Genomic DNA, 22579 nt, shown 5'->3' on the forward strand with positions numbered 1-22579 from the left:
GAGCGAAACCATGGCCAAGGGCGGCACCAAGAAGCTGGCCGCCAGGGCCCAGCGGGATGCGGCTCGGCGCCTGCTGGCCGACAACCGCTTCGCCCGGCACCAGTACGAGATCCTCGACGACCTCGAATGCGGCATCGAGCTGCTCGGCACGGAGGTGAAATCGGTGCGGGCGGGGCAGGCGAACCTGCGCGACGGCTTCTGCCTGATCCGCAACGGCGAGCTGCAGCTGCACAACGTGCACATCTCCCCCCACAGCCATGCCGGCGCCTACTTCAACCACGAGCCGCTGCGGGTGCGCCGCCTGCTGGCCCACCGCCGCGAGATCGAGCGCCTGCGCGTGGCCCTGGAGCAGAAGGGCCTCACCCTGATCCCACTCAACCTGCACCTGCACGGCTCCTGGATCAAGGTGTCCCTGGGCCTGGGCAAGGGCCGCAAGCTGCACGACAAACGGCAGGAGGAGCGGCGCAAGCAGGAGGCCAAGGACACCCGCTCCGCCATCGCCCGGCTCTAGGCGCCCGGCTGGTTCGGCTCGTCGTCGCCGTTGGGGGTCCCGACGGGAGGGGGGGGCTCCCGGAGCAGCGGCGGCCCGCCGTCCGGGGGGGCCTCCGGTCGGGCGGCTGGAGGGGCCGAGCGCGGCGGCGGGTCCGCTGTCCCGCCAGGCTCCGGTGCTGCTTCAGGGGTCTGGGGAGTGGTGGGCTCCGGAGGGGCGCTGGGCACGGGCAGGTCGGCCCGCAGCGACAGGGTGATCAGGGCCGGAGCGACTCCCTCATTGGTCACCAGCAGCTGAACCGGGGAGGCCTTCTGGGCAGGCAGGCTCACCACCCGCAGCGGGCCCTTGGGCTCCAGCAGCGTGCCGTCGGCGCCGAACACGCTCATCGCCATCAGGGGCGAGCCGTTCACCCCGAGCACCAGGCGCTGGCCCGGGGTGAGCCGCACCGGGAACAGCCGCGCTCCACCGGCCTCCACCGAGGCCGAGATGGTCTGGGTCTGCAGGGGCCGGGCTTCGATCGCTTCGATCTGCATGCTGCCGAGGATCTGCTCAGCGGCGGCAAACCAGAGCTGGCGGAACGGCTCCGGTGGGATTCCCGAGTCCTGCCGGCCCCGCAGCAGGTTCTGGGCATTGCCCGACACCAGCTGACGCAGCACCTGGGGGCTGATCCCCTGGCTGGCCAGGCTCTGCTGGCGCCGTTCCCAGTCGGCGTTGCTGTAGCCGCCGAGACGGCGACGGATTCCCAGGGGCAGTTGCTCCACCCGGGCCAGCCACTCCTCGGCCAGGTCGTTCCACACCTTGCGCAGGGGCGCGTCTTCCAGGGAGTCGCTGGGCGGGCGTCCACCCCGCTCCGGGAACTGGGCCAGCAGGCTGGCATCCACCAACTTCAAAAACCAGCTGCGATCCACCTGCAGGGCGCGCAGCCGGTTGAGCAACTGCTGGCGCTGATCCACCTCTCCAGGCGGAAGGCTGCCGCTGGGCAGCTGCAGGCCCGCATCCGGGACCGTGGGCGCCGCCTGGCGGCCGCGGCTGAGCCACCACCAACCGAGCGCCGTGCCGATCACGGCGGAGAGCACCAGGGCCATCACCACTGGCCAGAGGCCACCCTCGGCGGCCTCATCCCTGGCCTCACCCCGGTTGCGGACAGGGGTGGCGGGCACGGGGGAGCGCAGGGGCGGCAGATCCGGCGGAGCGGCAGGGGCCGCAGAGGCGGCAGCGGCAGCGGCGGCAGCGGCGGGGCTGGCCGGCTGCCGCACCGGCGGCGGCACCAGCACCACGGTGCGGTCGGCCCTGGCCACCGGGCCGGTGGACTCAGGCATGGCCAGGGCCTGAAAGGCCGTGAGCGCCTGGCTGGCCGACGCGAAGCGCTGATCCGGTTGGCGCTGCAGCAGGCGTTGCAGAGTGTTCTGCAGGTCCGGCTCGGTGCTCAGGGCCGCGGGCATGCGCCACTGGGCCGTGACCGGATCCAGCAGGGTGGCCGGCGCATCGCCACTCAGCAGCACCAGAGCCGTCACGCCGAGGGCATGCAGGTCCATCCAGGCCTCGGGCCTGGAGCTGTGGGCCAGCTCCGGCGGCGCATAGCCGGGAGTCACCACCACGCCGCCGGCCACCAGCCCGTAGTCGAGCAGCACGGGCAGGCCGTCGCTGTCGCGGCGCAGCAGGTTGGCCGGACAGAGATCGCCGTGCACCAGCTCCTGGCCATGCAACACCGCCAGCACGGGCAGCAGCTGGCGCACCAGCAGCAGCACCTCGCCGGCACCGAACACCATCTGCCGCTCGGCCCGCACCTCGATCAGCTGCTGGTAGGTGCGCCCCCCCTGCCACTCCCGCACCAGCCAGAGGGCGTCGCCGTCCTGCACCGGGCTGCCCAGCCGCGGCACCTGGGGGTGGAGCACCCCCTGCAGCCGGCCCCAGCGGGCCAGGGCGGCGGCCTGGTCGATGCTGGGCTCCAGCCGCCGCAGAGCCACCAGGCCATCGCCGGCCAGCTGGTCGCGGGCGCGCCAGAGGCTGCCCTGGGCTCCCTGGCTGAGGCATTGATCCAGCCTGTAGCGATCGCCGATCAGCACACCCGGCTGCGCGGAAGGAGCGGAGTCAGGAGGCATCAGCCGGCGGCGGCCAGGGCCCGCTCAGGTTGCCGCAACCCCTTGGTGGCGAGCCACTCCCGGTCATAGAGCCGGGAGCGGTAGCGGTCGCCGCTGTCACACAGCACGGTGACGATCGTGTGGCCTGGGCCGAGGCGGCGGGCCGTCTCCACGGCCGCGGCCACATTGATGCCCACCGACCCCCCCAGGAACAGGCCCTCCTGCCAGAGCAGGCCATAGATGGTGTCCAGGGCGGCCTGGTCGACGATGCGCACGGCGTCATCCACCGGTGCACCCTCCAGATTGGCGGTGATGCGGCTGTTGCCGATCCCCTCGGTGATCGAGCTGCCCTCGCTGCGCAGCTCGCCGCTGCTGGCCCAGCTGTAGAGGGCGCTGCCCTCCGGATCGGCGAGCACACAGCGCACGGCGGGCTTGCGTTCCTTCAGGTACAGGGCCACGCCGGCGTAGGTGCCGCCCGTGCCGGTGGCCGCCACCCAGGCATCCACGCGGCCTTCGGTCTGCTCCCAGATCTCGGGGCCGGTGGAGCTGTAGTGGGCGCGGCGGTTGGCCAGGTTGTCGAACTGATTGGCCCACACCGCCCCGGGGGTTTCGGCGGCAATGCGGCCCGAGAGCTTCACGTAGTTGTTGGGGTCGCGATAGGGCACGGCGGGCACGGTGCGCACCTCGGCCCCGAGGCTGCGCAGCAGGCCGATCTTCTCGGCCGACTGGGTGTCGGGAATCACGATCAGGGCGCGGTAGCCGCGGGCATTGCAGAGGTGGGTGAGGCCGATGCCGGTGTTGCCCGCCGTGCCCTCCACCACGGTGCCCCCTGGCCGCAGCAGACCCTCCTGCTCAGCCTCCAGCAGGATGCCCAGGGCGGCTCTGTCCTTGACCGAGCCGCCGGGATTCATGAACTCCGCCTTGCCCAGAATCTCGCAGCCCGTGAGCTCACTCAGGGCACGCAGGCGGATCAGGGGGGTGTGGCCCACCGCCCCGACAAAGCCCTGAGTGATCTGCCCCATGCCGTGATCGCCGCGTGGCGGGATCGTAGGCAACCTCCCTAAGGTCGGGCCTGCACCCGGCACTCCCATGACCACAGGCCTGCCGGCCAGGCTCCGTGAGGTGCGTCAGCACAGCCTGGATCTGATCGCACCGCTGCAGCCGGAAGACCTCTGCCTGCAGGGCATGGCCGACGCCAGCCCGCCCAAGTGGCACCTGGGCCACACCACCTGGTTCTTCGAGACCTTCGTGCTCCGGCCCCAGCAGGCGGCAGGGGCGGAACTGGGCTTCACGGCGGCGCCCGAGGCCTGGGGCTTCCTGTTCAACAGCTATTACGACACGATCGGCGAGCGCCATCCGCGGCCCGAGCGGGGACTGCTGAGCCGCCCGCCGATCGAGGCCGTGCTGGCCTGGCGGCGGCAGGTGGATCAGGCCCTGGAGAGGCTGCTGGAGCAGCTCGGGCCCCTGGAGCAGGAGCCAGGCCCGGACCCGTCATCCAGCAGCCACGCACTGCTGGAACTGGGCCTGCAGCACGAGCAGCAGCACCAGGAACTGCTGCTGATGGACCTCCTGGACGGCTTCAGCCGCAACCCGCTCGAACCCAGCTACGCCGCCGTACCCGAGGAGCGCTTCCGCGCCGGCTGGCTCCCGGGCGGCGATGCCGGCCCGGCGCCATCCGGCTGGCTGGAGCATCCCGGCGGGCTGCTGGAGATCGGCCACGACGGCGCCGGTTTCCACTTCGACAACGAGGCGCCCAGGCATCGCCAGTGGCTTGAGCCCTTCGCCCTCGCCGAGCGGCTGGTGACCAACGGCGCCTACGCGGCCTTCATCGCCGATGGGGGCTACAGCCGAGCGGAGCTGTGGATGAGCGAGGGCTGGGCCCTGGCCAGGGCCGAGGGCTGGCAGGCCCCTCTCTACTGGCGCGACGGCACGGCCGAGCCCTATGCCTTCACCCTGGCGGGCCCGCAGCCGCTGCACCCCGAGGCGCCCGTGCGGCACCTGAGCTGGTTCGAGGCCGACGCCTTTGCCCGCTGGGCCGGGGCCCGCCTGCCCACGGAGGCCGAATGGGAAGCCCTGGCCGGGCACCTGCCCCAGGCCCATGGCCTGCTCTGGCAGTGGACCGCCAGCCCCTACCGCCCCTATCCGGGCTTCCACGCCGCCCCGGGAGCCGTGGGCGAATACAACGGCAAATTCATGAGCTCCCAGATGGTGCTGCGCGGCAGCTCCTACCTCACGCCGCCGGGCCATGCTCGACCCACCTACCGCAATTTCTTCCCGCCGGGCTGTCGCTGGATGGCCTCCGGCCTGCGGCTGGCCCAGGACCGCCCCGAAGCCCGCCCCGACCTGGCCAGCCCGCCCGATCACCCCAGCCCCTTCAGCCCCTCAGCCGCGTGACCGCACCGCCAACCGCCCCCGCCAGCCGCACCGCCAGCCGCACCGAACTGATCGACCTGCACCCCGAACCCGCCGACATGGTGCGCCTGGTGAGTGAGGGGATGGCCCAGCAGCCGCGCCAGCTGCCCGCCTGGCTCCTCTACGACGCCGAGGGCTCCCGGCTGTTCGAGGCGATCTGCGCCCAGCCCGAATACAGCCTCACCCGGGTGGAAACGGCCCTGCTGGAGAGCCGGGCCGCGGAGCTCGCCGCCGCCCTGGGCGAGGGCGTGCTGGTGGAATTCGGCGCCGGCAATGCCCGCAAGGTGGCGCCGCTGCTGAAGGCGCTGCGACCGCCGGCCTACGTGCCGATGGACATCAGCGCCAGCCACCTGGCCGGCGCCTGCGAGGCTCTGCAGGCCCAGCACCCGGCCGTGCCCGTGCTCGGCATCTGCTGTGACTACAGCCTGCTGGCCCAGCTGCCCGAGCACCCCCTGTTGCAGGGCCAGCGCCTGCTGGGCTTCTACCCGGGCAGCTCCCTGGGCAACTTCAGCCCCGACCAGGCCCGGCGGCTGCTGGAGCAGTTAAGCCGGCTGCTGGGCCCCGGCAGCTGCCTGCTGATCGGCATCGACCAACCCAAGGACAGGGCCCGGCTGGAGGCGGCCTACAACGATGCGGCCGGGGCCTCGGCCGCCTTCGGCCGCAACCTGCTGGTGCGCCTCAACCGCGATCTGGGCGGCACGTTCGATCCCGGCGCCTTCGCCTACCGGGCCCGCTGGGAAGCCGACCACAGCCGCATCGCCATGGCCCTGGTGAGCCAGCAGGAGCAGGAGGTGCAGCTGGCTGGCCGCCGCTGGCGGTTCGGGGCGGGCGAGGAGCTGATCACCGAATACAGCGTCAAGTACAGCCCCGAGGCCTTCACCGCCCTGGCGGCAGCGGCGGGCTGGCGGGCCGTGCGGCGCTGGAGCGACCCCGCCGGCGACCTGTCGCTGCACCTGCTGGTGCCGGCGGCGGCGGGCCGGGGCGGCCCCCAGGGAGCAGACTCGGCGTGGACTGCGCCAGTGCAGCGGGAGAGCTGACCATGAGCCGGGAAGAACAGCGGGCGGCGATGCGCCAGGTGCGCGAAGAGCTGGTGGGCGAGCTGGAGGAGCTCTACCGCCGGGCCTTTGACAGGATCGGCGACGCCAGCCTGGGGGAAGGGGCCGTGGCCCGCCTCACCCAGTTGCTGCTCTGCTCCCGGGAGGCCGCGATCACACCCCTGCAGCAGGAGATCGAGGCGCCGCTGCTCACCACCCCCGCCGGTGAGCCCACCCCGGTTCAGCCGCCGCTATGAGCTGGCTGGAGGATCTGGAGGCCCGGCTGGAGAGCCAGCTGGAGACCTTTCTGGCCGCCAACCCCGAACAGGAAGCGCTGCTGCGGGATCAGAACGACCGCGACCAGCGCCGCGACCTGCTGGCCCAGCGCCGGGCCCTCCAGAGCCAGGCGGAACGCCAGCGCCGGGGGCTGCTGCAGCTGGCCGAGGAGATCCGCTCCTGGCAGGCCCGCATCCTCAAGGCCCGCTCCGCCGGCGCCGACGCGCTGGCGCAGCGGGCTGAGGCGCGGGTGGAGGCGCTGATGCTGCAGGGTCGGCGCCACTGGGAGGAACTCGCCGCCCTGGGCAGCCGCTTCGCGGAGATCGAGCAGGGAATCGCTGAGCTGGCCGCCCGCCAGAGCCAGGCCCGCCGGGCCGCCGGCGGCGCCGACCTGGAGCAGGACTGGGCCGCCTTCGAAGCGGAGCAGGACCTGGAGCGCCTGCGTCGCCGCCAGGGCTGAGCGACCCGCCTAGGCCTGGTTACCGGCTCAAGCCTTTGGGGCGGGGGGCACCAGGCTGACGCCCTCGGGTGGCGGGGTGGGATCCGGATCGGCGATCAGCATGTGCTGCAGCACGATCTCGGGGCGTTCGCTGTCCCGCCAGCGGATCCGGTAGGCGGGCATCTTGGTGCCCCGGCTGGTCGTCTGTTCGACCGGCTCCATCACCCAGCCGCGACGCGAGCGGCCCTGGGGGTTGCGCTTCACCACCGCATCTGCGTGCTGGAAGCGAAAACCGACGCGCTCGCCACTCATGGAATCGCTGCCCCCATTGGGGAAGATTGCCTACCGTTCCAATTATCTCATTGCGCCTCGCCGCTCAGGCATCCTCGCTGTCTCGGCTGCGCTGCAACTCGGGTCGTAGCAGCGGAAAGGCGATCACATCGCGGATCGAGGCGCTGTCGGTGAGCAGCATCACCAGACGGTCGATGCCGATGCCGAGCCCGCCGGTGGGGGGCATGCCCACCTCCAGGGCCTGGAGAAAGTCCTCGTCCACGCCCTGGGCCTCCAGGTCGCCGGCGGCCTTGCGCAGCTGCTGCGCCTCCAGCCGCTGCCGCTGATCCACCGGGTCGATCAGCTCACTGAAGGCATTGGCGGTTTCCCGGCCCACGATGAACAGCTCAAAGCGCTCCACCAGGCCCGGCTTGCTGCGGTGGGCCCGGGCCAGGGGAGAGTTCTCCACCGGGTAGTCCAGCACGAAGGTGGGCTGGATCAGGCTCTCCTCCACCCGCTGCTCGAAGGCCTCCACCAGGAGGCGGCCCACTGAATCGGCCAGGGCCGGCACCTCGAGGCCCTGGGCGGCCATGGCGGCGGCGGCCTCCTCCCGACCGCTGAACAGGCTGAAGTCGAGCCCGGTGGCCTGCTGCACGAGCTCATGCATGGTGGCCCGCCGCCAGGGGGGGGTGAGGTCGATCGTGCTGCCCTGGTAGGGGATCACGGTGCCGCCGCACACCTCCTGGCACACATGGGCGATCAACGCCTCGGTGAGCTCCATCATGTCGGTGTAGTCGGCATAGGCCTGGTACACCTCCACCGAGGTGAACTCCGGGTTGTGGCGGGTGCTCACCCCCTCGTTGCGGAAGATGCGGCCCAGCTCATAGACCCGCTCGAAGCCGCCCACCACCAGGCGCTTCAGGTGCAGCTCCGTGGCGATGCGCAGGGTGAGCGGCAGGTCGAGGGTGTTGTGGTGGGTCTCGAAGGGGCGGGCATCGGCGCCGCCGGGCTGGCTCTGCAGCACCGGGGTCTCGATCTCGAAGAAACCGCGCTCGTCGAGCCAGCGGCGCAGGGCGCCGATCGCCCTGGCCCGGCGCCGGAAGGTCTCACGGGTGTGGGGGGAGACGATCAGATCGAGGTAGCGCTGGCGGTAGCGCTTCTCCACGTCCGCCAGGCCATGCCACTTGTCAGGCAGGGGCTGCAGGGCCTTGCAGAGCATGGTCCAGCCGGTCACCTTCACTGACAGCTCGCCGCGGTCGGTGCGGCGCAGGCTGCCCTCCACGCCGATCAGGTCGCCGGCATCCACCAGGGAGGTGAGCTGCTGGAAGGCCTCGGGATCGCTGGCCGCCAGGGTGGCCTTCTCGATGAACAGCTGAATCGGGCCGCTCTCATCGGCCAGGGTGAAGAAGGCGAGCTTGCCCATCACCCGGCGGGTCATCACCCGCCCGGCCACACACACCGGGGTCCCATCCTCGGCGCCATTGGCCAGGTCGGCGTAGGTGGCCTGCAGGTCGGCCGTGCGGTGGGTGGGGGCAAAACGCAGCGCATAGGGCCCCTTGCCGAGCTCAGCCAGGGTGTGGGCCTTCTCCAGGCGGGTCTTGCGCAGCTCCGACAAGGGGATGAAGATCTCAGCTGGCAGCCATCCTGCAGGAGTGGAGCCCAGCTGCGGCTGGGCTCAGCCCGCGGCGCTGAGGCCCACGTCGCCAAGGCGCTGGGAGGCGTAGCCGGTGCCCCGCACCGTGAGGATGAGCTCCGGGTTGCGGGGATCGGGCTCCAGCTTGCCCCGCAGGCGGGCCACGTAGACATCCACCACCCGCAGGTCCGCGGCGCGGCGGGGCGGATAGCCCCACAGCTGCTCGAGGATCTCGGCCCGGGGCACCACCCGGCCGGGTTCGCGGAAGAGCAGCTCCAGCAGGCTGAACTCCGTGTAGGTGAGGGCGATGCGGTCGCCTTCGCGGGTCACCTGGCGGCGGTTGGTGTCCACCACCAGGTCTCCGAGCCGCAGCACGCCGCTGCCGCTGGGCAGCTCCCTGGGCTCACTGGCGGCCGAGCCCCGGCCCACCCGCCGCAGGATCGTGGCGATGCGCGCCTCGAGTTCCTTGGGGCTGAAGGGCTTGGGCAGGTAGTCGTCGGCCCCCAGGTCGAGGCCGGACACCCGCTCGGCGATGGCATCGAGGGCCGAGAGAAAGATGATCGGCACGCACGACTCGGCCCGCAGCCGCCGGCAGACGGCGAAGCCGTCGAGCTTGGGCAGCATCACATCGAGCACCACCAGATCGGGCTGCTCCTGGTGGAAAAGCGTGAGGGCCTCTTCGCCGTCCTCAGCACAGAGAACGCGGTAGCCCGCCAGCTGGAGACGCATCAGCAGCACCCGCCGCACGGCCGCCTCGTCGTCGACTACGAGCAGCGTGGCCTTGGGCTCCGCTGGCGTGATCGACATGTCCGCGGAGGGCATGGGCGCAGCGCCTGGGGATGAAGAATCGCAACCATACCCCTGAGAGAGGCGAAAGGTCATCCCCCAGATCGGCTCCGGCAGTTCCGTTCTGCCCAGGCTTAAGCATTTCTGCAGAAACAGACAGAAGGGGGCGCTGCTGCTACAGGGCTCAGGGCCAGCGGGACGCCGCGTAGCGGTCCCACTCCTGCCGCGCCGCCGCCAGGGCGGTGTCGCTGTCGCTCTGGCCCAGCATGGCGCGCTGGAGCTGGGTGTAGACGATGGTCTGCAGTCGTTTGATGCCCGGGATCGCCGGCACCAGCACCTGGGCCCGCTCCAGGGTGGTGGCCGAGAGCAGGCGGGCGTTCTCCACCAGCTGCTGTTCGGCGGGGGCGCCACTCTCCTGCTGGCGCAGGCTGGCCTGCAGCCGTTCCAGGGCCGCGACGGCTGAGGGCAGCACCCGGGCCTCCTCGGCAAAGCGGTATTGGTTGTCGGCGTTGGTGAGAAACAGGCCGAAACTCACCGCCGCCGCCGCCATGGCGCTCTGCTTCGGCACCACCAGATTCATCACGGCCACGTTGGCGGCGCCATCGGCGCCGGTGAGGGGCGCGAAGGGGCTGGTGCGTGCGGCGATGCCGGGGGCGTTGGTCTGGAGGTTGCGCAGGAAATCCGGCCCGGTGGACACCTGGGCGAGATCGCCCGACTGGTAGAGCTCGATGGCGCGGCGGTAGCCCTGGCTCACCACCTCGCGGGGCAGCAGACCCCGGCGGTAGAGATCACTCCAGAACGCAAAGGCCCGTCTGCCGGCGGGGCTGTCGAAGGCGGCCCGGCGGCGGTCATCGAGCAGCCGCACACCCATCTGCACCATCGACTCGAGCAGCTCGGCCGAGTCGTCGGGCACCACGGTGGTGAACAGGGCATAGCGGCCCGTGCGGCGCCGCACCGCCTCGGCATAGGCGGGCACCTGATCCCAGCGGCTCGGTGGCGCCGGGTAGCCAGCCTGCTGCAGCAGCTCCCGGTTGGCCATCGTGATCCGGGCCGTGAGATACCAGGGAATGGCGAACTGGCTGCCGTCCTGCCGGCCCGCCTGCCAGATCCGTGGCAGGTAGCGCTGCTCGGCCCCCGCCGGCAGCACGGGCTCCAGGTCGAGCAGGCCCCCCTTGCTGGCCAGGTTGGCCGCGAAGGGGGGGTTGAGGTTCACCAGATCCGGAGCGGTGCGGGCGAACACGGCAGCCAGCAGCTTGCGCTCCACCGAGCCCCAGGGCACATCGGTCCAGCGCACCCGGATGCCGGGATTCTGGGCCTCCCAGGCCGCGATCACAGCCGCCAGGTAGTCGTTGAAGCGCGGGGCCAGATCCAGGGTCCACACGTTCAGCTCGCGCCGGCCATCGGGGCCGACTCCACCGCCGCCGCGGCCGCCGCAGGCCCCCAGGGCTCCGCTGAGCCCGGCCGAAGCGCCGGCCATCGCCAGCAGTCGCAACAGCTCTCGCCGCCTCAAGGCCATCGGGTTCCGCCTCCCATCACGTCACTGCGCAGTCCAGGAACCTGCAGGCGCCAGAGCAGCAGCTGCAGGGAGCACAGCATGGGCGCCAGCAGGGCGGTGAGCAGGGTCTGGGCCATGAGCACGTGCAGGGGAGCCGCGCCGAGCTGGCCCGCCAGGTGCTGCTGCAGCATCACGCTGAGGCCGAGCAGGGCCGTGCCGAGCAGGGCCAGCAGGCCGAGGTTGAAGCTGCGCTCCAGCCGGGGATGGCGGCGTCCCAGCCGACCCCACCACCAGCCCAGCAACAGCAGCGCCGGAATCTGGCTCACAGGGCCGAGCTGCAGGGCATCGAGCATCAGGCCCAGCATCAGCCCCGCCAGCATCCCCGACCAGGGCCCATCCACCAGGGACCAGGGCAGCAGCCAGAGCACCGCCCAGCTGGGACCCACGCCCGCCAGCTGCAACAGGGCCGGAGACCCCAGGCTGAGCAGGGGCACCAGCAGCAGCGTGGCGGCGCACCAGCGCTGGCGAGCCAGGCCGCTCATCGGCCGGCCTCCGCCCGGGCGCCGCTCACTGCGGCCTCACCTGCACCCAGTCCACCGCGTCCAGGGGGGCGCTGAGCTGCACCACGGCCTCCGGGGCCGGCACCGCGTCCTCATCCACCGTCTGCACCACTCCCACGGTGAGGTTGGGGGGCACAAGGGTGCTGGCCGGGGAGGTCACGATCACATCACCGGGCCGCACCGTGAGATCCCGATCGATGAAGCGCAGCACGGGCCTGGGGGTGCCGAGGCCCACCAGCAGCCCATGGCGCCGGACCCGGGCCACCCACACCCCCACCCGGCTGCTGGAATCGGTGAGCAGGGCCACCGTGGCCGTGCTGGGTGTCACGCTGACCACCCGCCCCACCAGACCGCCCGGGGCCACCACCGCCTGGCCCGGCGCCACCCCCTGTAGGGAGCCCCGCCCGAGCACCAGCTGGCGCCACCAGCCACCGGCGGTGCGGGAGATCACCGGGGCAGGAATCGCCTTGCCGCCGGCCTGCTGCAGATCCAGCAGCTCCCGCAGCCGCAGGTTGTCCGCCTCCAGCATCGAGAGGCGGGTCTGCTGGTCGAGCTGCTGGGCCGACCTGATCCATTCCCCCTGGGCACTGCCCGGCCAGAACGGACGGCTGAGCAGGGCATAGGCATCGCTCAGCCCAGCTCCCTTGCTGAGACGGACCCCCACCAGGGCCAGCAGCAGCAGCCCCCAGGGCCAGAAGGCCCTAAGCCGGCGCAGCGGCGGCAGTCGCGGCTGGCGGTCCGACGGCATGGAGCTCAGGCCGCCATGCGCACGAAGTCAGGAGTGTCCAGCACGCGCTCCAGGCGCTTGTAGTCCTCCAGGACCATGCCGCAGCCCATCACCACACAGAGGAGCGGGTCTTCGGCGATGTGGGTGAGGATGCCCGTCTCGTGGCTGATCAGGTCGCTGATGCCGCGCACCATGGCGCCGCCGCCGGCCAGCATGATGCCGCGATCAACGATGTCGGCCGCCAGTTCCGGTGGCGTGCGCTCCAGGGTGCGCTTCACGGCCTCCACGATCACGTTGAGGGGCTCGGCCATGGCCTCGCGGATGTCGCCGGCCCGCACATTGATGGTGCGGGGCAGGCCGGAGAGCAGGTGCAGGCCGCGCACGTCCATGGAGGTCTCGTCGTGCTCGTCGTCGGGGAAGGCCGAGCCGATCCGGATCTTGATGTCCTCGGCGGTGCGCTCACCCACCACCAGGTTGTGCACCTTCTTGAGGTACACGCCGATCGAATCACTGAGTTCATCGCCCGCCACGCGCACCGATTCACTCAGCACCGTGCCGCCGAGGCTGAGCACCGCCACCTCGGTGGTGCCGCCGCCGATGTCCACGATCATGGTGCCCACGGGCTCGGTCACCGGCAGACCGGCGCCGATGGCGGCGGCCACGGGCTCATCGATCAGGTGCACCTCGCGGGCCCCCGCCAACCCCGCTTCGCGCACGGCGCGGCGCTCCACGCCGGTGACGCCGCTGGGGATGCCGATCACCAGCCGCGGCGCCACGATGCCGCGGCCCTCGTTGCCCTTCTGGATGAAGGTCTTGATCATCTGTTCGGCGGCGTCGAAATCGGCGATCACGCCGTCGCGCAGCGGCCGGATGGCCCGGATGTTGCCGGGGGTGCGGCCCAGCATCAGCTTGGCCTCATCGCCCACCGCCAGGGGCACACCGCGCTCGAGATCCAGGGCCACCACTGAGGGCTCCTGCAGCACAATGCCCTTGCCCGACACATACATCAAGGTGTTGGCCGTGCCCAGATCGATGCCGATGTCGCGGGAGAACTGGAAACGACGAAAGAACACGGACATCTGTTGAGGCAGCCCCGCATCATACGGGGACCATCGGGGAGCGTTACAGCCGGCCCCCAGGGTGGAACTGAACCGCTGAGGGCGCCTCAAGGGGTGCCGCATCATTGATCCAATCGACCAAGGAGACCCGCTATGGGCGTCAATTCCATCACTCTCGTCGGCCGTGCCGGCCGCGATCCCGAAGTGCGCTACTTCGAGTCCGGCAGCGTGGTGGCCAACCTCACCCTGGCGGTGAACCGGCGCAGCCGCGACGACGAACCGGACTGGTTCAACCTCGAGATCTGGGGCAAGCAGGCCCAGGTGGCCGCCGACTATGTGCGCAAGGGCTCCCTGCTGGGGATCATCGGCAGCTTCAAGCTCGACCGCTGGACCGACCGCACCAGCGGTGAGGAGCGCACCAAACCGGTGATCCGGGTGGATCGCCTCGAGCTGCTGGGCTCCCGCCGCGACGCCGAGGGCGCCATGGGCGCAGGTGGCGGCAGCTTCGGCGGTGGGGGCGGCTACGGCGGTGGCGAACCCAGTGAGGAGGAAGTGCCGTTCTGAACGCACCCCAGTGCCCCCACGGAGGGGGCCCGACCGGGGCGCCAGACCGACGAAGCAGCTCAGTAGCGGTAGTGCTCGAGCTTGTAGGGCCCTTCCACCGGCACGTTGATGTAGGCGGCCTGCTCGGCGCTGAGCTCGGTGAGCCGGGCGCCTATCTTCTCGAGGTGCAGGCGGGCCACCATCTCATCGAGGTGCTTGGGCAGCACGTACACTTCCTTGCCGTAGTGGTCCCCCTTGGTGAACAGCTCGATCTGGGCCAGCACCTGGTTGGTGAAGGAGTTGCTCATCACGAAGCTGGGGTGACCGGTGGCGCAGCCCAGGTTCACGAGCCGGCCCTCAGCCAGCAGGATGATCCGGTTGCCGCTGGGCAGCAGGATGTGATCCACCTGGGGCTTGATGTTGTCCCAGCTGTACTGCTTCAGGGACGCCACATCGATCTCGTTGTCGAAGTGGCCGATGTTGCAGACGATCGCCTGATCCTTCATGCGGATCAGGTGCTCGTGGCGGATCACCTGGAAGTTGCCGGTGGCGGTCACGAAGATGTCCACGTCGGCCACCACGTCGTCGAGGCGCACCACGCGGTAGCCCTCCATGGCCGCCTGCAGGGCGCAGATGGGGTCGATCTCGGCAATCATCACCGTGGCACCGAGGCCTCTGAGCGACTGGGCCGAGCCCTTGCCCACATCGCCGTAGCCCATCACCAGGGCCACCTTGCCGGCCACCATCACGTCGGTGGCGCGCTTGATCGAATCCACCAGGGATTCGCGGCAGCCGTAGAGGTTGTCGAACTTGCTCTTGGTGACCGAATCGTTGACGTTGATCGCCGGGAAGGGGAGTTCAGCGGCCTTCTGAAGCTGGTACAGCCGCGCCACACCCGTGGTGGTTTCCTCGGTGACGCCCTGGATGGCGGCATGGATGCGGGAGTAGAAGCCCGGCTGGGTGGCGAGCTTCTGGCGGATGCTGTTGAAGAGAGCGGTTTCCTCTTCGTTGGAGGGGTGATCGAGAACGGAGGGATCCTGCTCGGCCTTGGTGCCGAGAATCACCAGACCGGTGGCATCGCCACCGTCGTCGAGGATCATGTTGGGCGTGCCGCCATCGCCCCACTCGAGGATGCGGTGGGTGAAGGCCCAGTACTCATCGAGGCTTTCGCCCTTGTAGGCGAACACAGGCACGCCGCTGGCGGCGATCGCGGCGGCGGCGTGGTCCTGGGTGGAGAAGATGTTGCAGCTGGCCCAGCGCACCTCGGCGCCGAGGGCCGTGAGGGTGTCGATCAGAACGGCCGTCTGGATCGTCATGTGCAGCGACCCGGCGATGCGGGCGCCCTTGAGGGGCTGCTGGGCACCGAAGCTGCGGCGCAGGGCCATCAGGCCCGGCATCTCCGTTTCGGCAATGGCGATCTCCTTGCGACCGAAGTCAGCGAGGTCGATGTCGGCGATCACATACGACGATGTGGTCTGCAGCGTGGGCGCAGTGGGGGTGGCCACCATGGTTGGGACTCCTGAAGAACAGCTCACTCCCGGCTGGGAGGGCATGGATGGGGAAATATCTGCAGAGACGCCGAGGCTTCGGGCTCGCTTGAGCGGCAATCTACAGACAGCTTCCGGATCCGCGTGAGCCCCTCCAGCCCGCCCTGGCGCCGCCAGCAGCTCGCCGATGCCTGCGCCACCCGGGCCCTGGGGGCGGCGCTGGCGCTGTGGCTGAGGCCCACGGGCCCGGGGGGGCTGGCGGCCCAGGCGCCGATGCTGCTGTTGCAGGGCGACCTCGGCAGCGGCAAGACCTGCCTGGTGCAGGGCCTGGCCGCGGCCCTGGGCATCGACGAACCGATCACCAGCCCCACCTTCGCCCTGGCCCAGCACTACCTGCCGCGGGGAGCCGATGCAGCGGCGCGGCCGCTGGTGCACCTCGATCTGTACCGGCTGGAGCAGGCGGGCGCGGCGGATGAGCTGCTGGCCCAGGAAGAGGAAAGTGCGCTTGAGCTGGGCGCCGTGCTGGCCGTGGAATGGCCCGAGCGGCTGAGCCTGCCCCCCAGCGAGGCCTGGTGGCTGGAGCTGCAGCTGCTGGATGGCGCCGACCCCGAGGCCGGGCGCCAGGCCCTGCTCTGGCGCCCGGCCAAGGCTCGCTAGCCCGACCTGAGCCCGGCTCTGCCGATCAGTGCGCAGGCCCGCTCTGCCGAGCCGCCAGAAAGGCCTCCACCTGAGCGGCAGTGGGCTGGGGATCGATGGCGCCGGCCCCCTGGCACACCAGGCGCCGCAGCCGCTGGCGAAGCGCATCAGCTGCTCCACCGCCAGCCCGTCCTGGCCACCCAGCAGATCAGGCCTGGCCACCAGGCCATGCAGCAGCCCGGCCGTGAACGCATCCCCGGCCCCGGTGCTGTCGAGCACCGGCACCCGGTAGGGGGCCATGACGCCACTGGATCGTCCCAGGCACCAGCGCAGCGGCGCCGCCCCATCGGTGACCACCACGGCCGGCTGTTGGGGCAGGGCCGCCCGAACCTGCTCTGGATCGGCACTGCCGAACAGCCACTGCGCCTCTTCGGCGGCGCACTTGAGCAGGGCGGCCCGCTGCAGCAGGGCGAGCATGGCAGCGGCCTGCTCCGGCCTGGGAGCCGCATCCGGCGGCGCCGTGTCATCCCAGAAGGTGGGTCGCCAGTTGACATCCACAGCCAGGGCCACGCCGGCGATTCCGGCCTGCTCCACGGCGCGCTCCAGGGCCACCGCGGCGCCGCCGGCCAGGGGCAGGGTGCCCACCAGCAACCAGCTGGCCTGCTGCGGCAGGGTGCCGGCCTGCAGGGCCTCGTCGGCGAAGCCATCGCCACGGTTGCCCGCGAAGCCACCGAACTGGCGCTCGCCGGCCAGGTCACGGCGCACCAGCACGATGCGGGTGGGCCGCTCGGCATCCCACTGCAGGCCGCTGGTGTCCACGCCCCGGGCCCGGAACAGCGCCGCCAGGGCCTCGCCAGCCGGGTCCCGGCCCAGCCGGCCCAGGAAGGCCGCCCGGCTGCCCAGGCGGGCCAGGGCGCAGGCCACGTTGGCGGGGGCGCCACCGAGGCGGTCGTCGCAGTCGCCGGCAGGGGCGCTGGCGTGATCGCCGCCCAGGGGGCCCAGGCGATCCACCAGCGCCTCGCCGAGGCAGAGCACCAGCGGTGGTGAGGCAGCCATGGGGGCGGGGCCAGCTCCCCCCAGGCTGGCCCAGGGCCGAGCCGGCGTCAGCCGGGCTCCACCAGCCCCCGGGCAAGCCGCTCCTGCAGGGCGGCAATGATGCGGGCATTCGCCGCCGGGAAGGGAAAGTCCGCCAGCTGCTCCGGCCGCACCCAGCGCAGCTGCTGGCTGGCCAGGGGCTGGGGCTCGCCACTGCTCCAGCGGCAGAGGTGCACCACGAAGCGCAGCCGCTTGTGGCTGTAGGCGTGCTCGAGGCGGATCAGCTCCTCACCCACCTGCACCTCGATGGCCAGTTCCTCGCGCAGTTCGCGGGCGATGGTGGCCGCAATCGCCTCGCCCGGCTCCTGCTTGCCGCCGGGAAACTCCCACAGCCCCCCCAGCAGTCCCTCCGGCAGGCGCTGATCGATCAGCACCCGGCCGTCGGCGTCGAGCACCACCCCCACCCCGATCACCTGGAAGGGCACGGTCTTGGCGGCATCCTTCACGGGGAAGCGGGCGGGATCGCCGGCAGCGTAGGCAGCGCAGTGGCCCTGCCAGGGGCAGACCCCGCAGCGCGGTTGGCGGGGGGTGCAGACGCTGGCGCCCAGGTCCATCAGGGCCTGGTTGAAGGCGCGGGGATGGCGGCGATCCAGGAGGGTGTGGCTCAGCTGCCAGTACGCCGCCTGCTGGCGGGCCGGGGGCTGGGGAGAGGCCAGCAGCCGCGCCAGCAGCCGCCGCACGTTGCCGTCCAGGATCGGGTGGGGCAGGTCGTAGGCCGAGGAGAGGATGCTGCCGGCGGTGCTGGGGCCCACCCCCGGCAGCGCCAGCCAACCCTCGAGCTGCCGCGGCCAGGGGTCCTGGGGGGCTTGTTTCAACAGCAGCTTGGCGCCCTGGTGCAACCGTCGCGCCCGGGCGTAGTAGCCGAGGCCCTGCCAGAGCAGCAGCACCTGATGCTGCTCGGCGCCCGCCAGGGCCTCCAGGCTGGGGAAGGCCGCCATCCAGCGCTGCCAGTAGGGGAGCGCCACCTGCAGCTGGGTCTGCTGCAGCATGATCTCGGCCACCCAGATCCTCCAGGGATCGAGGGTCTCGCCGGGCTGGGGCGGGCGGCCATCGGCATGGAGCTTCCAGGGGAGGTCATGGCGTCCCTCCAGGCGCCACCAGGCCAGCAGCCGGCTGCGCAGCAGCGGCGCCTGGCCGCTGAGCCGCTCCGTGGCCGCCTCCAGGCTCCACGCCACCGCCGAGCTGCCAGCCCCCATTCCCTGCTTCCCCCTACCGCGCCTGCTGGGAACTGGGAACAGACGCCTCCCGGTAGCGCTCAGGATCGGCCAGCAGCCTGGCCAGATCCGGCACCAGCGCCAGGGTTTCTCCGGTGCGCTGACGCAGCAGCCGGGAGTGGTAGGCACCGGGCTCCACGCCCTGGCGACGCCAGCGCAGCACCTGCCAGTCGAAGCCCAGCAGGCGATAGAGCAGCGCCTGCAGCCGCAGGCCCGGGGTCAGGGCGGCAGGCCGCTCACGCCGGCCGATGGGACGGCCGAGCTGGGCGGCGGTCTGGCGCAGCTTGCGCGGAAGCCGCTGGCGCAGCTGCTCGGGACTGAGCGATTCGAACAGGCGGATCAGCCGCTGGTGCTCCGGGGTGAGGGCGTTGTAGCGATGGCGGCTGCCGCGGTGGTTGTGGCTCACCACCCGGATGCCGGCGAGGTCTGGCGTGAAGACGAAACGGCCGCCCAGGCGCCAGGCACGCAGCAGCCAGTCGCGCAGGGAGGTGCGCCAGAGGCGGCTGGAATGGATCCAGGGGCCGACGCGGCGGGCGTAGGCCGTGCGCACCAGCCAGAAACTGCTGGGGTCGTAGTAGAGGTCTTCGGGGCGGAGCAGCAGGCGCAGATCCCTGAGCTCGGGGCCGATCGTGAGGCGCTTCATGAACACCGGCCGAATCGAACCATCGGGCGCTTCGTGACAGGTGGCCAGCTTCAGGGCCGGCGCCAGCAGCAGGTCGGCGCCGCTCTGCTCAAGCCGCTGCAGGCCCAGTTCCAGGTGATCCGGCAGCAGCAGGTCGTCGTGGTTGAGGAAACACACCACCGGCGCCCTGGCCAGGGCCAGCCCGAAGGAATTGGGACCCGACTGCTCCCCGAAGCGCTCGCTCAGGTTGTAGTAGCGCAGGCGGGCATCAGCCAGCTCAGCGAGCATGGCGCCCGTGTCAGGCGCGCAGCAGTCGCCCACCACCACGGCCTCCCAGTCGGCACAGGTCTGCAGCTGCAGCGCCCGCAGGGTGCTGCGCAGGGCATCCACCCGTTTGTAGGTGGCGATCACGAAACTGACGCGAGCGGCCGGGGGCAGCACGGCGCTCACAGGTAAGCCAGCAGCATCGAGATCAGGCTGCGCGCCTCATTGGAGAACACGCCCTGGCGCTTGAGCAGCCGCTCGATCTGGCCGAGGGTCATCCAGCGCAGTGATGGCGAGCTGGGCAGCGCATCGTCCTCCGCCATCAGGGCGATGCTGTAGCGGGCGACGGAGCGGTAGAAGCGCCCTCCCTCATCGGAATGGAGGCTGCTGAGCAAGGGGGTGGCCCGCCCCAGGAGCTCCCGCAGCACGAGCTCCTCAGCATCGAGTTCCGGCACCGGCGAGGGGGCTCCGCCGGCATCCTGCAGGGCCGGGCCGTACTGAAAACCCTCGCGGAAGCCGATCTCAGCGCGGCAGCGGAACAGCAGGTGCAGCACTCCGTTGACGTGGCGCCCCAGCAGCACCGCCGTGCCCTGGCGCTCCTGAGCCACGATCGGCTGATCCCAGCTCTGCACCTCGCGTTCGCTGGAGCGCACGGCCACCTGGCGCACATCGAAGCTGCCCGCTGGCCCCAGCAGGCGCGGCTGGCGGCCCTCCAGCCAGTCCAGCTCCCGATCCAGCGACACGGTGCGCACCTGGAAGGGGTAGGCCTGGCGCAGCTGCTCCAGCGCCGCCAGGATGGTCAGCTCGCTGCTGTGGGCCTGGCCGGCCGGCGCCGCGTGGGAGCCCAGCAGGCTCTCACCGATCCCCCCCTGACCGTGCCAGCGGCCGAAGGGCACCGAGCCGCCGGCCAGCAGCGACCAGTCGGAGCTGGCCAGCACCGAGCGGGCATCGGTGTTGATCTGGAAGTCGGTGCCCAGCAGGGCACACACCTCGGGTACCGGGGCCCAGTGATACCCCTCGGGCGTGTCGAGGGGCAGCTCCGGTGGCACTTCCACCGTCATGTTGCGGTTGTACTTGCCCAGGAAGCGGGTGCCCTGCTCGGATTGCAGGCTGTCGGCATGCACCAGGGCGGCCGCATGGCCGGTGAAGAAGTCGAGAAAGGGGGTGGCCTTGCCGTGGTGCAGGCGCTGGTAGTTGCTGCGGGTGGCCTGCACCGAGGGAGCGGCCTGACAGAGGCCGATGTTGCCCGGTTCCGGCTTGGCCTGGATCAGCAGATGGGGCACGCCGCCGCGGCGCTGCAGCAGAAAGCCGAGGATGCCGATCTCAGGCTGGTTGATCAGGGGCTGGCGCAGGGTGACGCCGGAGCCGGTTTCGGCCTGGACCCCCACGATGCTGAAGAAGCCACCCGAGTGGTGCTGCAGGGCGCCACCGCTGTAGTGCCACTCCCGCGACTGCCGCCAGGGGATCTCCTCCACATCCATGTCGCAGAGCCGGCGGCGATGGTCCAACCAGGACAGCAGCGACTCAGGCGGCATGGGCAGCGACGGGGACCGGGGGGCCGCAGGGCTTCGGGGCGACGCTAACCCTGCAGCTGACGAGCTCAGCAGCAGCCGAGCTCAGCTGGCCACATAGGCCTCCACGGCGCTGCCCAGACGGCGCAGGCCGGCCAGACCATCGCGCTCGAGGTTGCGCACGCGGTCGCGGCTGATGCCCAGCACGCGACCGATCCCGGTGAGGCTCATCGGCTCAGCCATCTCGGCCGACGCGGGATCGATGCCGTAGCGCATCTTCAGCACCCGGCCCTGCAGTTCAGGCAGCTGCTCCAGCAGTGCCCGCAGGTCCCCCTTCAGGCACTCTCCGTCCACCCGCTCCTCCGGCAGCTCCCCATCACCGGCCAGCAGGTCGAGCAGTTCCGTGTCCTCGCCGTCACCCACCTTCGTCTCCAGGCTCACCGGCTGCCGCGCCCGGCACAGCAGGTCCTTCACCTCCTCCTCCGGCAGCTCCACAAACACCGCCAGCTCGCTCACCGTGGGCGTGCGGCCCAGCTCCTGGCTCAGTTCCCGCTGACCCTTCTTCAGTTTGTTCAGCGTTTCGGTGATGTGGATCGGCAGCCGGATCGTGCGGCTCTTCTCCGCGATCGCCCGCGTGATCCCCTGCCGGATCCACCAGTACGCATACGTACTGAACTTGTAGCCCCGCGTCGGGTCGAACTTCTCCACGCCCCGCACCAGGCCGATCGTGCCCTCCTGGATCAGGTCCAGCAGCTCCATGTTCCGCTTGGTGTATTTCTTCGCCACGCTCACCACCAGCCGCAGGTTCGCCGCCACCATCCGCTCCTTGGCACGGCGGCCCGCCTGCAGACGCTTCTTCAGCACCGGCAGGCTCAGGCCCGCCGCCGCCGCCAGCTCCGGCCGCTCCGGCGCCGTACCCCCGGCACGCATCGTCAGCTCCTGTTCGATCTCCTCCAGGGCCATCAGCTCCTGCACCTGGCGGCCCAGGGTGATCTCCTGCTCATGGCTCAGCAACGGCACCCGGCCGATGTCCCGCAGGTAGCTGCGCACCAGGTCGGCGCCACCAGGCAGAGCAGACCCATCGGCAGCGGCCACGGGCAGGGAAGGCATGACGGAGAATTGCGAAACAGTTCTGTTTCGTAAACCTACCATCCTTTTCCCGGCCTCCTGCAGCATGGGTCCATGGCCCGAGAGCGCTTGCAGAAACTGATCGCGGCGGCTGGACTCTGCTCCCGCCGCCGGGCCGAAGACCTGCTGCGCGCCGGCCGGGTCCAGGTGAATGGAGCCACCGCCCGGATCGGTGACAGCGCCGATCCCGGCAGCGATCGGATCGCGGTGGATGGCGAACCCCTCGCCCCCGCGGCCGAGCCACTGCTGCTGCTGCTCAACAAACCGGTGGGCGTGCTGTGCAGCTGCAGCGACCCCCGCGGCCGCCCCACCGTGCTCGAGCTGCTGCCGCCAGAGCTGCGGCGGGGCCGGGGCCTGCACCCGATCGGCCGTCTCGATGCCGACAGCGGGGGGCCCTGCTGCTCACCAACCAGGGCGCCCTCACCCTGCGGCTCAGCCATCCGCGCCATGGCCACCGCAAGCTCTATCGGGTGCAGGTGGCGGGCCGACCCAGTGGGGCCACCCTGGCGCGCTGGGCCGGGGGCGTGCCGCTCGATGGCCAGGCCAGCCAGCCGGTGGGCGTGCGGGTGCTGCAGCACAGCGCCAGGAGCACCGGCCTGGAACTGGAGATGGGCGAGGGACGCAACCGCCAGATCCGGCGCACCGCCCAGCTGCTGGGGCACCCGGTGCTGGACCTGCAGCGCATCGGCATCGGTGCGCTGCGGCTGGGCCCGTTGCCGGAGGGAAGCTGGCGAGCCCTTGATCGCCGAGAATGGGACGCCCTGGTCGCCCCCGAGTCCTGAGCCCGCCATCAGCGCCCCGGCCCCCTGCCACCACGC

At 71.1% G+C, this 22579-nt stretch carries 21 protein-coding genes and 2 pseudogenes; 8 read left to right on the top strand and 15 right to left on the bottom strand.

Annotated features, from left to right (window positions below):
• Positions 1-10: 10 nt before the first annotated feature.
• The gene (smpB, locus tag IQ220_RS02545) at positions 11-511 is read left to right on the top strand and encodes an SsrA-binding protein SmpB (RefSeq protein ID WP_193913186.1); all 501 of its coding nucleotides are present in this window, start codon (positions 11-13) and stop codon (positions 509-511) included.
• On the opposite strand, the gene IQ220_RS02550 is transcribed toward smpB, so the two are convergent.
• Together IQ220_RS02550 and IQ220_RS02555 are read right to left on the bottom strand one after the other, a co-directional pair.
• Positions 508-2592 (bottom strand): serine/threonine protein kinase, encoded by a 2085-nt coding sequence (locus IQ220_RS02550; protein WP_193912966.1) that lies wholly within the window; start codon positions 2590-2592, stop codon positions 508-510. The two genes, smpB and IQ220_RS02550, sit on opposite strands and share 4 nt — an antisense overlap.
• Positions 2592-3593: a cysteine synthase A gene (locus IQ220_RS02555; protein WP_193912964.1), complete on the bottom strand. Its 1002-nt coding sequence runs from the start codon at positions 3591-3593 to the stop codon at positions 2592-2594. Before IQ220_RS02555 ends, IQ220_RS02550 begins: the two co-directional genes overlap by 1 nt.
• Positions 3594-3660: 67 nt before the next feature.
• Here IQ220_RS02555 and egtB point away from each other — a divergent pair, with 67 nt between their 5' ends.
• The 4 genes from egtB to IQ220_RS02575 all read left to right on the top strand — a co-directional run bounded on the left by egtB (position 3661) and on the right by IQ220_RS02575 (position 6753).
• A complete protein-coding gene (egtB, locus tag IQ220_RS02560; protein WP_193912962.1) occupies positions 3661-4965 on the top strand; it encodes an ergothioneine biosynthesis protein EgtB in 1305 nt (434 codons plus the stop codon).
• 77 nt (positions 4966-5042) lie between these two features.
• Complete coding sequence (gene egtD / locus IQ220_RS02565) at positions 5043-6020, top strand: L-histidine N(alpha)-methyltransferase (RefSeq protein WP_193913177.1); 978 nt, start codon at positions 5043-5045, stop codon at positions 6018-6020.
• Between the two features lie 2 nt (positions 6021-6022).
• Positions 6023-6274, top strand: a complete 252-nt coding sequence (locus IQ220_RS02570) for a hercynine metabolism small protein (RefSeq protein ID WP_186698042.1) — start codon at positions 6023-6025, stop codon at positions 6272-6274.
• Positions 6271-6753, top strand: coding sequence for a hercynine metabolism protein (locus IQ220_RS02575; protein WP_193912960.1), 483 nt, complete (start codon positions 6271-6273; stop codon positions 6751-6753). The genes IQ220_RS02570 and IQ220_RS02575 overlap by 4 nt, the downstream gene beginning before the upstream one ends.
• Before the next feature lie 27 nt (positions 6754-6780).
• Here the strand turns inward: IQ220_RS02575 and IQ220_RS02580 are convergent, their stop codons facing one another.
• The 7 genes from IQ220_RS02580 to IQ220_RS02610 all read right to left on the bottom strand — a co-directional run bounded on the left by IQ220_RS02580 (position 6781) and on the right by IQ220_RS02610 (position 13276).
• Positions 6781-7044: a hypothetical protein gene (locus IQ220_RS02580; RefSeq protein WP_186698038.1), complete on the bottom strand. Its 264-nt coding sequence runs from the start codon at positions 7042-7044 to the stop codon at positions 6781-6783.
• A gap of 64 nt (positions 7045-7108) precedes the next feature.
• Positions 7109-8617: a lysine--tRNA ligase gene (gene lysS, locus IQ220_RS02585; RefSeq protein ID WP_193912958.1), complete on the bottom strand. Its 1509-nt coding sequence runs from the start codon at positions 8615-8617 to the stop codon at positions 7109-7111.
• Positions 8618-8677: 60 nt separating this feature from the next.
• Positions 8678-9457 carry a response regulator transcription factor RpaB gene (gene rpaB / locus IQ220_RS02590; RefSeq protein ID WP_228008795.1) on the bottom strand — a complete coding sequence of 260 codons (780 nt, stop codon included), beginning with the start codon at positions 9455-9457 and terminating at the stop codon, positions 8678-8680.
• 148 nt (positions 9458-9605) lie between these two features.
• Positions 9606-10937: a sugar ABC transporter substrate-binding protein gene (locus tag IQ220_RS02595; RefSeq protein ID WP_193912956.1), complete on the bottom strand. Its 1332-nt coding sequence runs from the start codon at positions 10935-10937 to the stop codon at positions 9606-9608.
• Complete coding sequence (mreD, locus tag IQ220_RS02600; RefSeq protein WP_186698033.1) at positions 10928-11458, bottom strand: rod shape-determining protein MreD; 531 nt, start codon at positions 11456-11458, stop codon at positions 10928-10930. The genes IQ220_RS02595 and mreD overlap by 10 nt, the downstream gene beginning before the upstream one ends.
• 25 nt (positions 11459-11483) lie before the next feature.
• Positions 11484-12224, bottom strand: coding sequence for a rod shape-determining protein MreC (gene mreC / locus IQ220_RS02605; RefSeq protein ID WP_186698032.1), 741 nt, complete (start codon positions 12222-12224; stop codon positions 11484-11486).
• A gap of 5 nt (positions 12225-12229) precedes the next feature.
• Positions 12230-13276 carry a rod shape-determining protein gene (locus IQ220_RS02610; protein WP_304523750.1) on the bottom strand — a complete coding sequence of 349 codons (1047 nt, stop codon included), beginning with the start codon at positions 13274-13276 and terminating at the stop codon, positions 12230-12232.
• Positions 13277-13414: 138 nt separating this feature from the next.
• On the opposite strand from IQ220_RS02610, the gene IQ220_RS02615 reads away from it, so the two are divergent.
• Positions 13415-13825, top strand: coding sequence for a single-stranded DNA-binding protein (locus tag IQ220_RS02615; protein WP_193815533.1), 411 nt, complete (start codon positions 13415-13417; stop codon positions 13823-13825).
• 59 nt (positions 13826-13884) lie between these two features.
• Here IQ220_RS02615 and ahcY read toward each other — a convergent pair whose 3' ends face one another.
• Positions 13885-15312, bottom strand: a complete 1428-nt coding sequence (gene ahcY / locus IQ220_RS02620; RefSeq protein WP_193912953.1) for an adenosylhomocysteinase — start codon at positions 15310-15312, stop codon at positions 13885-13887.
• A gap of 123 nt (positions 15313-15435) precedes the next feature.
• On the opposite strand from ahcY, the gene tsaE reads away from it, so the two are divergent.
• Positions 15436-15948 carry a tRNA (adenosine(37)-N6)-threonylcarbamoyltransferase complex ATPase subunit type 1 TsaE gene (tsaE, locus tag IQ220_RS02625; protein ID WP_370566303.1) on the top strand — a complete coding sequence of 171 codons (513 nt, stop codon included), beginning with the start codon at positions 15436-15438 and terminating at the stop codon, positions 15946-15948.
• A 25-nt stretch (positions 15949-15973) separates the two neighbouring features.
• On the opposite strand, the pseudogene IQ220_RS02630 reads toward tsaE, so the two are convergent.
• The 5 genes and pseudogenes from IQ220_RS02630 to IQ220_RS02650 form a co-directional block, all read right to left on the bottom strand.
• Positions 15974-16983 (bottom strand): annotated as a pseudogene (locus IQ220_RS02630) (carbohydrate kinase).
• A 47-nt stretch (positions 16984-17030) separates the two neighbouring features.
• Positions 17031-18218, bottom strand: coding sequence for an 8-oxo-dGTP diphosphatase MutT (gene mutT, locus IQ220_RS02635; protein WP_193912951.1), 1188 nt, complete (start codon positions 18216-18218; stop codon positions 17031-17033).
• A 13-nt stretch (positions 18219-18231) separates the two neighbouring features.
• Positions 18232-19308 carry a glycosyltransferase family 2 protein gene (locus IQ220_RS02640; protein ID WP_193912949.1) on the bottom strand — a complete coding sequence of 359 codons (1077 nt, stop codon included), beginning with the start codon at positions 19306-19308 and terminating at the stop codon, positions 18232-18234.
• Positions 19305-20657 carry an NDP-hexose 2,3-dehydratase family protein gene (locus IQ220_RS02645; RefSeq protein ID WP_193912947.1) on the bottom strand — a complete coding sequence of 451 codons (1353 nt, stop codon included), beginning with the start codon at positions 20655-20657 and terminating at the stop codon, positions 19305-19307. Before IQ220_RS02645 ends, IQ220_RS02640 begins: the two co-directional genes overlap by 4 nt.
• An 81-nt stretch (positions 20658-20738) precedes the next feature.
• The gene (locus IQ220_RS02650) at positions 20739-21743 is read right to left on the bottom strand and encodes an RpoD/SigA family RNA polymerase sigma factor (protein ID WP_193814340.1); all 1005 of its coding nucleotides are present in this window, start codon (positions 21741-21743) and stop codon (positions 20739-20741) included.
• A 72-nt stretch (positions 21744-21815) separates the two neighbouring features.
• Here IQ220_RS02650 and IQ220_RS02655 point away from each other — a divergent pair.
• A pseudogene (locus tag IQ220_RS02655) lies at positions 21816-22543 on the top strand (pseudouridine synthase).
• Positions 22544-22579: the final 36 nt, after the last annotated feature.

Source organism: Cyanobium sp. LEGE 06113 (genome assembly GCF_015207615.1).

Coding starts and splice junctions, on each gene's coding strand:
- smpB (WP_193913186.1), top strand. CDS start 11: ATGGCCAAGGGCGGCACCAAGAAGCTGGCCGCCAGGGCCCAGCGGGAT.
- IQ220_RS02550 (WP_193912966.1), bottom strand. CDS start 2,592: ATGCCTCCTGACTCCGCTCCTTCCGCGCAGCCGGGTGTGCTGATCGGC.
- IQ220_RS02555 (WP_193912964.1), bottom strand. CDS start 3,593: ATGGGGCAGATCACTCAGGGCTTTGTCGGGGCGGTGGGCCACACCCCC.
- egtB (WP_193912962.1), top strand. CDS start 3,661: ATGACCACAGGCCTGCCGGCCAGGCTCCGTGAGGTGCGTCAGCACAGC.
- egtD (WP_193913177.1), top strand. CDS start 5,043: ATGGTGCGCCTGGTGAGTGAGGGGATGGCCCAGCAGCCGCGCCAGCTG.
- IQ220_RS02570 (WP_186698042.1), top strand. CDS start 6,023: ATGAGCCGGGAAGAACAGCGGGCGGCGATGCGCCAGGTGCGCGAAGAG.
- IQ220_RS02575 (WP_193912960.1), top strand. CDS start 6,271: ATGAGCTGGCTGGAGGATCTGGAGGCCCGGCTGGAGAGCCAGCTGGAG.
- IQ220_RS02580 (WP_186698038.1), bottom strand. CDS start 7,044: ATGAGTGGCGAGCGCGTCGGTTTTCGCTTCCAGCACGCAGATGCGGTG.
- rpaB (WP_228008795.1), bottom strand. CDS start 9,457: ATGCCCTCCGCGGACATGTCGATCACGCCAGCGGAGCCCAAGGCCACG.
- IQ220_RS02595 (WP_193912956.1), bottom strand. CDS start 10,937: ATGGCCTTGAGGCGGCGAGAGCTGTTGCGACTGCTGGCGATGGCCGGC.
- mreD (WP_186698033.1), bottom strand. CDS start 11,458: ATGAGCGGCCTGGCTCGCCAGCGCTGGTGCGCCGCCACGCTGCTGCTG.
- mreC (WP_186698032.1), bottom strand. CDS start 12,224: ATGCCGTCGGACCGCCAGCCGCGACTGCCGCCGCTGCGCCGGCTTAGG.
- IQ220_RS02615 (WP_193815533.1), top strand. CDS start 13,415: ATGGGCGTCAATTCCATCACTCTCGTCGGCCGTGCCGGCCGCGATCCC.
- ahcY (WP_193912953.1), bottom strand. CDS start 15,312: ATGGTGGCCACCCCCACTGCGCCCACGCTGCAGACCACATCGTCGTAT.
- mutT (WP_193912951.1), bottom strand. CDS start 18,218: ATGGGGGCTGGCAGCTCGGCGGTGGCGTGGAGCCTGGAGGCGGCCACG.
- IQ220_RS02645 (WP_193912947.1), bottom strand. CDS start 20,657: ATGCCGCCTGAGTCGCTGCTGTCCTGGTTGGACCATCGCCGCCGGCTC.
- IQ220_RS02650 (WP_193814340.1), bottom strand. CDS start 21,743: ATGCCTTCCCTGCCCGTGGCCGCTGCCGATGGGTCTGCTCTGCCTGGT.